Below are 8,591 nucleotides of genomic sequence, written 5' to 3'. Positions count from 1 at the left end.
CATCCCGTTCCCGCCACACCAGTTCTCCGGCGTAGAACACGGTGAGCACGGCGACGATCTCCGGCAGCCCCTGGCGGGTGAGCCCGGCGGCCACGCTCTGGGTCAGCGGCCAGAAGAGCATGCCGCCAAAGATCCACCGGTCGGCCACGCTGATCAGCGCGAACGCGAACAGGAGGATGGCGATGAGCCCGAATTCGCGCGCCGCGACAATGTGCAGCAGCCCCGTGCGCGCGGTCTCCCCCACCTGCAGCAGGTGCGTCCGCGCGCGGAACTCCCGCGGCGCGCGCGGCACCGCCCGCTCGCGCGGGACGGCGGCGGGACGCGCTTCCTCCCGCTCCGGCGCACGCGCGCCGCCGGCCGGCACGGCGCGCATCCGGCGGAAGCGGCGCAGCGCCAGGGCCAGCATTCCCGCCGCCAGCGCCAGCCAGAGCAGCCGGTTCCACAGCAGCAGCCCCTCCAGCCGCAGGAGGGAGGTGTTCTGCTCCACCCGCGTCCAGCCGTCCGCCTGGCGCGCCATCGCCACGGCGCCCGTGGGGTCCAGCAGGGCCCAGAGCGCGCCGCCCCTGCGCTGCCCCACCACCAGGGTGAACTGGTAGGCCACGGTGAGCGCCAGCGCGGCCAGGTAGCCCGGCAGGCTCCGCCGCGTCAGCAGCGCCACCCCGAACAGCGCCGCGCCGTTCACCACCAGGTTGGGGAGCAGAAGCACCAGCAGGGGAAAGGCGTACGCCGCGGGGCGAAAGGCGCCCAGCTCCTCCGGGCGCGTTCCCGCCAGCCCCGCGCCCGCCAGCAGCCCGGCGGGAACGAGCAGAAGCAGCAGCGCGTTGACGGCCAGCGAGCCGGCAAAGCGCCCGCCCAGGTAGTCGCGCCCCCGCAGCGGCGCCGTGTGAAACAGCGGCTCCATGCGCCAGCGCGCGTCACGCTGCGCCGCGTCCACGAACAGGGCCGCGGTCACCAGCGTGGCCATGATCCCCACCATCAGCATGGAGGCGGCGGCGTTGAGGGGGGCGTGGTAGAGCGTGATTCCCAGGTCCGCCGCGTCCGCGCGCAGCACCCCCAGCGCGAACACCAGCGCCACCGAAAACCAGGTGAACGGCTGCCGCAGCCGCTCCCCGGCCTCAAAGCGGACGATCTCGCGAAACCTCATCCCGCCACCGCCGGTTCGCCGCGCCCGGCGCCCAGCCCGGCCATGGCGCAGAAGTACACGTCTTCCAGGTCTGCCTGCACGGGCTCGAACCCCGCGCCGGGGTGCCCGTCGCTGTGCACGTGCACCACCGTGCGCCCGGCCAGCAGCTTGGTGGAAATGACGGCGTGCTCCCCCGCCACCCGCGGCAGCTCGTCGCGCGCGACCACCCGCCGCCAGATGCGCCCCTGCAGCGCGGCCACGCTCCGCAGCGGTTCGGCTTCCAGCAGAATTCGCCCGCGGTCAATGATGGCCATGCGCGTGCACAGTTCGCTCACGTCCTGCACGATGTGCGTGCTCAGGATCACAACGCTGTTCTCGCCCAGTTCGCTCAGCAGGTTCAGAAAGCGCACGCGCTCCGCCGGGTCCAGCCCCGCCGTGGGCTCGTCCACGATCAGCAGCCGCGGGTCGCCCAGCAGCGCGACGGCCACCCCGAAGCGCTGGCGCATGCCGCCGGAAAAGCCGCCGAGCTTCTTCTTGCGCACGTCGTACAGGTTGGTCTGGTGAAGGAGCGCGTCCACCGTTTCCCGCCGCGCGCGGCGGTCCGTGATCCCCTTGAGCACGGCAAAGTGCTCCAGCAGCCGCTCCGCGCTCACGCCGGGGTACACGCCGAACTCCTGGGGCAGGTAGCCGAGCGTTTCGCGCACGCGGTCCTTCTGCCGCACCACGTCGATGTCGCCCAGGTGAATGGTTCCCGTGTCCGGCTCCTGCAGCGTGGCGATTGTGCGCATGAGGGTGGATTTTCCCGCCCCGTTGGGCCCCAGCAGCCCGAACATTCCCGTCGGAATGGTGAGGGTGACGTCGGTGAGGGCGCGCACGCCGTTGGCGTACGACTTGGAGAGACCGTGAATGCGCAGGTCCATGGCGAGAATTCGGGGCAAGAGGGGTCCGCGGCGCCTTTTCATGAAGAAAAAGCGCCCGGGAAATGCTGGATTGTGCGGGTCAGGAAGTGCGCGTCAGGCGCGCCGGGTCTCGCGGTGCCGGGATGCCGCCGCCCAGAGCGCGGCCGCGGCGAGCGCCGTCCACAGAAGAGTGCTTCGCGCCCACTGCGCGGGGTCGGGAAGCCCGCGCCACACCACGGCCATCTCGCCCGTGGTGAGCCGGGTTTCCACCTTGAGCGTTTCGGTGCTGGCGATGAGCACGGATTCCAGCCCGTACCGCCCGCCCACCAGCAGGCTGACCAGGTACTCGGGGATCTGCGCCACCCCGTCCGCGTCCGCCGCGTCGCTCACCATCGCGATCAGAAAGAAGGTGAGCAGCACGCCGGCGAGCCACCGGAACGGGTGCGGCGTGGCCAGGGCCAGCGCGCTGGACAGCAGGTACATGGCCGTCGCCGCGGTGAACGGCACCAGCCAGAGCACCGGGTTTGGCGTCCACGCGGTTGGAGTGATGGCGGCGGGATTCAGGCCGCCGTCGCCCGGATACGGGAGCGGGGGGATCATCCGCAGGGTCTCCGGGCCCAGCACGTTGCCGCCCGACGCCAGCGCGACCGCGAGCAGCCAAAGGACAAAGAGCGCCACGGCGGCCATCAGCCACACCCATCCCGCCCCCACTTTGGCGAGCGCGTGCCCGCGGCGGTCCACCGGCAGCGTCCACAGAAAGCCCGGGCCAAAGCGCTCTTCGCCCCGCCACACCGCCATCGGCAGGAGCAGCCCGGAAAGCCCGGGAACCATCCACCGCTCGGGGTGAAAGTTGAATCCGGTGCTGCCGCGCATGTCGGCGACGGCGAGCGCCGTCGCCAGCACCAGCACGCCGCCCGCCACCATCGCGGGGCCGCGCAGCGCCAGGCCCACGGCGCGGATCTGCGCGCGCGCCACGCCGCCCGGCCGCGCGCCGGAATGAAGCACCCACTCCGTCATACCGTGTCCTCCTCGGCCAGAAAGGCGAGGGCCGCGTCTTCCAGCCCCAGCGTGGTCACTTCGCGCACCTCCGCCCCGGCCGCCGTGAGCCGCGCCGTCAGCTCCGCCGGCTCGCCCACCAGCGTCCACTGCAGCTCGCGCCCGGCGCGGGAGCGGCGCGCTTGCGGCAGCCCGGGGGGCGCCGTCCATCCGTCCGGAACCCCCGCCCGGTAGCGGCGCACGGTGCGCTGCAGCTCGTCGCGCGGCATCTGGGCAACCAGGCGGCCCTCGCGCAGCACGCCCACGTGGTCGGCGAGCGTTTCCATCTCCGTCACGTGATGGGTGGAAACGACCACGGTGGTGGGCGTGTCGGCCAGGTGATCGGCCAGCAGCGCCAGGGTGCGCCTGCGGATCACGGGGTCCAGCCCGTCGGTGGGCTCGTCCAGAAGCAGCAGCGGCGGGCGGTGCGCCATGGCCATCACCAGCTGCAGCCGGCGGTTTTCGCCCTTGGACAGGGTGCCGGCGCGCCGGTGGGGCTTGAGGCCCAGCGCGCGCCCCAGGTGCTCCGCGTACGCCGCGTCCCACGACGGGTAGTACGCCGCGGCGTGCCGCAGCAGCTGGCCGCAGGTCATCCACCGGTAGCCGGGGCCGTGGTGCTCCGGCACGTAGCCGATCTGCGCCCGCGCACGGGGCCCGCCGCGCCCGGCATCCACCCCGAACACCTCCGCCGTCCCCGCGTCGGGACGCTCCAGGTTCATCAGCACCTTGAAGGTGGTGCTCTTGCCCGCGCCGTTGGCGCCCACGAGGACGTACACGGCGCCTTCGGGAACCAGAAAGTCCACGCCGGCCAGCGCCGTTTCGCGGCCGTACCGCTTGTGCAGGCCGCGGGTGGCCACCGCGGGGGCGCCGGGCTCCGGATGGAGGGGGCTCATTGGTCGTCTCCAGGGTTCGCCGCGCCGGCCGGGAGGGATGCGTTCTCCTCCTCTGCCGCCACCTCGCGGATGATGGTCACCAGTTCTTCCACGTCCAGCCCGTTGCGCCGCGCCTCCAGCAGCGCCCGCCGCGCCACCCCGCGCCCCACCGCGCCGCGGTCCGGGCGGGCGCCGGGCGCCACGAACGTCCCCTGCCCGCGGCGCACGTACACCACCCCCTCGCGCTCCAGCTCGCCGTAGGCCTGCGAGACGGTGCGCGGGTTGATGGCGAGGTCCGCGGCCAGTTCGCGCACCGAGGGGAGCGGGTCTTCCGCCCTGAGGCTCCCCACAACGAGCGCCCGCCGCACCTCGTCCATGATCTGGAGGTACAGCGGCCGCGCGTCGTTGGGGTCGAGGTTCACGAGCATCCAGGCTCCCGTGTTGCGGTGTTGCACACAAGTACAACACTACAGCGGTATGAATGGATGGGCAAGGGCTTCGTGTGCATCCTTTTCCTCCGTGCGGGCGACGGGCAGGGGTCAACGGCGACGGCATCTCACGCGGAGGACGCGGAGGTGGCGGAGGCCGCGGGGGAACTGCGGGGGAGGGGCGGAGCCCGGTCCGGTTCCGCGAAGGGTCGGTGCGGGCCGGGTGAACCGCGATCGGCAGGCGGGGAACGGCGCGGAGGCACGGAAAGTCCGTTCCGTCCTCCGCGCCTCGGGAGGAGCCCGCTCAGTCCCCGGAAGCGGGGTTCTCCACGCGGGAAGTTTCCGCACTGGTGATCACGGGCGTATCGGGCAGGGGCTGCAGGCGGGTCTGCTGCACTTCGTCCAGAAGGGCAAGCAGCCGCTGGTACGCCGTTTCCTCGTGATCCGTGCGTGTGTAGCCGGGCCAGCACAGGTTGGTCGTTTCCAGCGGGTCTGCCTGCAGGTCGTACATCTCCCACTGGTCCGGCACCACGCCGTTCACGTCGTAGTAGCGGGACAGCTTCCAATGCGCCTCGCGGACGCTCACGATGTGGTTGGGGGGCGGCAGGTACGGCGGGTTCGCCTGCCCCGCCTGCCAGTCGTCCCACGTAAAGACGGTGTACGTCTGCACCGGCGCCGCCTGGGCGGGATGCAGAACGGCGGCGGAGTAGTCCACGCCCTGCCACGCGGCCCGTGCCTCGCCCGGCGCGCCCAGCAGCGTCGCCACCGTGGGCAGAAAGTCCACGTGCGACACCAGTGCGTCGCTCTGCAGTTCGCCGTCGTACAGCGCCGGGCAGGAAAAGACGAGCGGAACGCGCAGCGACTCCTCGTACGCGTTGAAGTTCTTCTGCCGCAGCCCCCCGTGCGCCAGCCCCATCTCTCCGTGGTCCGCCGTGCGGATCACCACCGTGCGGTCGCGCAGCCCCGTGCGGTCCAGCATGTCCAGCACGTCCACCAGGTACCGGTCGGACGCCTTCATGAGGTTGCCGTAGAAGTTCAGGTAGTTCCGCTGCATTTCCGGGGTGTCCAGCGCGCCCGTCTGGTTGAACAGCGCCAGGAACTCGCGCTGCACCACCGGCTTGGTGCTCAGGTCCTCGCCTGCCGTTTCCGGGGGCTCAATGTCGCCCTTGAGCCACGCGTCTTCGTATCCCGCCTCCACGTAGGTGTTGGGATAGAACAGCACGTCGTGCGGATTCACCAGCGACATCACCAGAAAGAACGGCTGCTGCTCCGCGGCGGCGGACTGCAGGTATTCCAGCACGCCCTCGTAGTTGCCGCTGGTGCCGGCCCGCGAGTTCATGAAGCGGCCGTCGTTGTCCGGGTCGCCGCCGCCGGCCTCGGGAATGTCCTGGTTGGCTCCCGCGTCGGGCGGATTCCACCGGCGGAACCCGTACTTCTCCACGTCCACCGGCTCCCAGCCGCCGCCGGGCAGGTGCTTGCTCAGGTGCCACTTGCCCTGGTAGACCGGCGTGTATCCCGCGGCGGCGGCCCCGGTGGCCAGGTTGGCGAAGCCGGTCGGCAGCTCCACCTGGTCGTAGCGCGCCGGGTTGTCCATGCTTTCCTCAAGCGTGTAGCGCACGCCGTGCTGCGCGGGAAAGAACCCGGTCATGAGTGTGGCCCGTGCGGGCGAGCACATGCACGAGTTGGTGAACGCGTGGGTAAAGGTCACGCCCTGGCGCTGCAGGCGGCGCAGGCCGGGCAGGTTGCGCTCTGCCCAGTCCGGCGGAAAATGCTGGATCGCGCGGTCCTGGTCGGTGATGAACATCACCACGTTCATCCCCGTCATCCCGTGCTCCCCCGCCGGGGCGCTCGGGGTGGATGGACGGGGCATGGAAAAGTCGCTCTGCATGGATGACAGTGGGGGCTGGGATGGAAGGGGGGACTGCGGCGGGCGAACGGCTCCGGCAATCATGGCGCAAAACAGATGTCGGGCAAGGATCATCGATCCTCATCCTGAGTCCCGTCCCCGCCGTGCCCGGCGAGTCCACCCGCCCCCCATCGCTGATGCCGACACATTCTGGTGCATCGGAGGACGGAGTGCACCAATCCTCGCCGCAGCCAGAACCGGCCATTCCGGCGCAAGACCGGACGTGGCAGCAGCTTGCGCCCGCGCCGAACCGGGCATTCGGCGTGCGGGACGGGGAGGGCACACGCGGCGGACGCACCGCCGCTCATACCCGGAACACGGAGCACGTCATGAACACCCGCACCGCCCTCCTGGCCACCGGCCTGTCGCTCGCCCTCGCCGCCTGCGCCGACGGCGCCTCCACCCCGCTCGCGCCGGACGGCAAGCCCTCGGCCGACCTCTGGAACCTGCCCACCGTCAGCCTCAGCTGCCACATCGATGGGCAGACCTGCTCCGCCACCGCGTCCGGCGGCAGCGGCAGCGGGTACAGCTTTCAATGGACCCACGTGATCGAGCAGGAAGACGCGGACGGCGCCAGCTGGGGCAACGTGGACTGCTATCCGTACTGGGGATGGAAGACGGTGCAGGTGGAGGTGACGGACGACGCCAACCGCACCGGCTACGCGAGCATGCAGTTCTTCTGCCCCGCCTGACCCGCGGATCGGATGCGCAGAAACGTCGGGCCGTCCCGGAGTCGGGGGACGGCCCGGCGTTTTTTCGCATCCGGGTCCCGTCAGACCGCGGAGAGCCGTTGGTGGAAGAACGCGATGATCTCGTCCACGGCGGCGCGCGTCGGTTCGCCCGCGCCGTCCGCCAGGTGCACCGTCACCACGCTGTGGGGCGTAGGAACGTGGCGCGCAAAGAAGGGCGGCACGTCCGCAAGGTTGGCCGCCGCGTCCGGAAGCACGCGCGGCTCGAAGCGCTCGCCCAGCGCCGCCTGATAGGCGGCGAAGCGCTCCGCCGTGCAGAACCGGTCGCCGGCGAACCGGTAGGCGCGCACCGTGAGGCCGTCGCGGTCCAGCCGCTCGCGCACGGCCCGCAGTTCATCCGGAGAGATCTCCAGCCCCGCCGGATCGTTCAGCGGAAGCGAGGGCTGCGACAGCACCGGGGCCAGCACGGCGGGCTCCAGCATCATCCCCAGCGCAAAGTTGCCGGTGAAGCACATGCCGATGGCGCCCACGCCAAGGCCGCCGCGCTCCCCCTGCGCCAGACGCGCCAACTCCCGCAGCCACGCGGTCACCGGGCTGGACACGCCGCCGCCCAGCGCCCGGAATTCCGCGCTGATGCACGCCCGCTGAAACACCGCCGCGCCCGCCTCCGCGGACGGCACGGCGCCGTCCTCCCCGAACAGCGAAGGCAGGTAGACGGCGAACCCCGCGTCGCGCACCCAGCGCGCGAAACGCACCACCTGCGGGCTGATCCCCGGCATCTCGTGCATCACGATCACGGCGGGGCCCTCCCCCGCCACGTACACCGTGCGGGTGGCGCCCCGCAGCGTGACCTCGCGCCGCGCGAAGCCGTGGAACAGATCGGGATTGGATGCGGTGCCGGGCATGGATCTCCGTGGAGTCCGGGGTGGGAGCGAACCTCGGCCCGGGGCCGAAGGTGGCCCGCGGGGTTGCGGAGAGGTTCGCGCCCCGCCATGCTGGGCACCAGCGTCACACCCGCCACCTTTCGGGGATATCTCGCCATGCCCGTCGTCGACGTGATGGTGCTCGCCGGAGCCATGCCCTCCAGCGTTGCAATCACCCTGGACGTGATCGCCACCGCCAACCGGCTGCGCGCCGTGGAGGATCGGCCGCCCCTGTTCGCGCCGCGCGTCTCCGGCTCCGGGCGCAGGATGGCGGCGGGCCTGGTGGATGAAACGCCCGGCGCGGAGGGCGGTGCGGACCTCGTCGTCGTCCCCGGGCTCGGCGCGACGACGGAGGCGGAGCTGCGCGAACGGATGGACCGGCCGGATGCCGCGACGGCCGTCCGCGTGCTGCGGAAGGCGGCGGAGCGCGGCGCGGAGGTGGCCGCCTCCTGCTCCTCCGTGTTTCTGCTGGCGCACGCCGGGCTGCTGGACGGGCGGCGCGCCACGACGACGTGGTGGCTGGCGCCCGTGTTCGCGCGGATGTTTCCCCGCGTGCGGCTGGATGTGGACGCCATGGTGGTGGCGGACGGGCCGGTCACCACCGCGGGCGCGGCGATGGCGCAGCTGGACCTGATGCTCGCGCTGGTGACGCGCCACGGCGGCCCCGCGCTGGCCGGGCGGTGCGCGCGCTACCTGCTGCTGGATGGACGGCAGAG

The 8,591-nt window shown here is 71.8% G+C and carries 8 protein-coding genes and 1 pseudogene; 2 read left to right on the top strand and 7 right to left on the bottom strand.

Going from position 1 to position 8,591, the window contains the following annotated elements; all coding sequences use genetic code 11:
- The 6 genes and pseudogenes from VF665_RS22095 to VF665_RS22070 all read right to left on the bottom strand — a co-directional run.
- Nucleotides 1-1,144 (bottom strand): annotated as a pseudogene (locus VF665_RS22095) (hypothetical protein); the annotation flags it as partial.
- Nucleotides 1,141-2,043, bottom strand: coding sequence for an ABC transporter ATP-binding protein (locus tag VF665_RS22090; protein WP_349263163.1), 903 nt, complete (start codon nt 2,041-2,043; stop codon nt 1,141-1,143). The pseudogene VF665_RS22095 and the gene VF665_RS22090, both read right to left, overlap by 4 nt.
- 93 nt (nt 2,044-2,136) lie before the next feature.
- On the bottom strand, nt 2,137-3,039 hold the full coding sequence (locus tag VF665_RS22085; protein WP_331055640.1) for a hypothetical protein: 903 nt from the start codon (nt 3,037-3,039) through the stop codon (nt 2,137-2,139).
- A complete protein-coding gene (locus VF665_RS22080; RefSeq protein WP_331055639.1) occupies nt 3,036-3,950 on the bottom strand; it encodes an ABC transporter ATP-binding protein in 915 nt (304 codons plus the stop codon). Before VF665_RS22080 ends, VF665_RS22085 begins: the two co-directional genes overlap by 4 nt.
- Nucleotides 3,947-4,357 carry a GntR family transcriptional regulator gene (locus tag VF665_RS22075; RefSeq protein WP_331055638.1) on the bottom strand — a complete coding sequence of 137 codons (411 nt, stop codon included), beginning with the start codon at nt 4,355-4,357 and terminating at the stop codon, nt 3,947-3,949. Before VF665_RS22075 ends, VF665_RS22080 begins: the two co-directional genes overlap by 4 nt.
- A 304-nt stretch (nt 4,358-4,661) precedes the next feature.
- Nucleotides 4,662-6,182, bottom strand: a complete 1,521-nt coding sequence (locus VF665_RS22070) for a sulfatase-like hydrolase/transferase (protein WP_331055637.1) — start codon at nt 6,180-6,182, stop codon at nt 4,662-4,664.
- A gap of 410 nt (nt 6,183-6,592) precedes the next feature.
- Between VF665_RS22070 and VF665_RS22065 the strand changes: the two genes are divergently transcribed.
- Nucleotides 6,593-6,955 (top strand): hypothetical protein, encoded by a 363-nt coding sequence (locus VF665_RS22065; RefSeq protein ID WP_331055636.1) that lies wholly within the window; start codon nt 6,593-6,595, stop codon nt 6,953-6,955.
- A gap of 80 nt (nt 6,956-7,035) precedes the next feature.
- Here VF665_RS22065 and VF665_RS22060 read toward each other — a convergent pair whose 3' ends face one another.
- Nucleotides 7,036-7,857 (bottom strand): dienelactone hydrolase family protein, encoded by an 822-nt coding sequence (locus VF665_RS22060; RefSeq protein ID WP_331055635.1) that lies wholly within the window; start codon nt 7,855-7,857, stop codon nt 7,036-7,038.
- 87 nt (nt 7,858-7,944) lie between these two features.
- Here VF665_RS22060 and VF665_RS22055 point away from each other — a divergent pair.
- The coding region (locus tag VF665_RS22055; RefSeq protein ID WP_331055634.1) for a DJ-1/PfpI family protein at nt 7,945-8,591 on the top strand (647 nt) is incomplete at its 3' end.

The organism is Longimicrobium sp., assembly GCF_036387355.1.
In the GTDB taxonomy this organism is placed as follows: domain Bacteria; phylum Gemmatimonadota; class Gemmatimonadetes; order Longimicrobiales; family Longimicrobiaceae; genus Longimicrobium.
The sequence above is the reverse complement of the archived record's forward strand: the minus strand, read 5'-3'. Positions and strand labels throughout refer to the sequence as shown.

Bases quoted from the DNA above. Each gene is read 5' to 3' on its own strand.
- VF665_RS22065 (WP_331055636.1), top strand. From the start codon at position 6,593: ATGAACACCCGCACCGCCCTCCTGGCCACCGGCCTGTCGCTCGCCCTC.
- VF665_RS22075 (WP_331055638.1), bottom strand. From the start codon at position 4,357: ATGCTCGTGAACCTCGACCCCAACGACGCGCGGCCGCTGTACCTCCAG.
- VF665_RS22070 (WP_331055637.1), bottom strand. From the start codon at position 6,182: ATGACGGGGATGAACGTGGTGATGTTCATCACCGACCAGGACCGCGCG.
- VF665_RS22085 (WP_331055640.1), bottom strand. From the start codon at position 3,039: ATGACGGAGTGGGTGCTTCATTCCGGCGCGCGGCCGGGCGGCGTGGCG.
- VF665_RS22090 (WP_349263163.1), bottom strand. From the start codon at position 2,043: ATGGACCTGCGCATTCACGGTCTCTCCAAGTCGTACGCCAACGGCGTG.
- VF665_RS22060 (WP_331055635.1), bottom strand. From the start codon at position 7,857: ATGCCCGGCACCGCATCCAATCCCGATCTGTTCCACGGCTTCGCGCGG.
- VF665_RS22080 (WP_331055639.1), bottom strand. From the start codon at position 3,950: ATGAGCCCCCTCCATCCGGAGCCCGGCGCCCCCGCGGTGGCCACCCGC.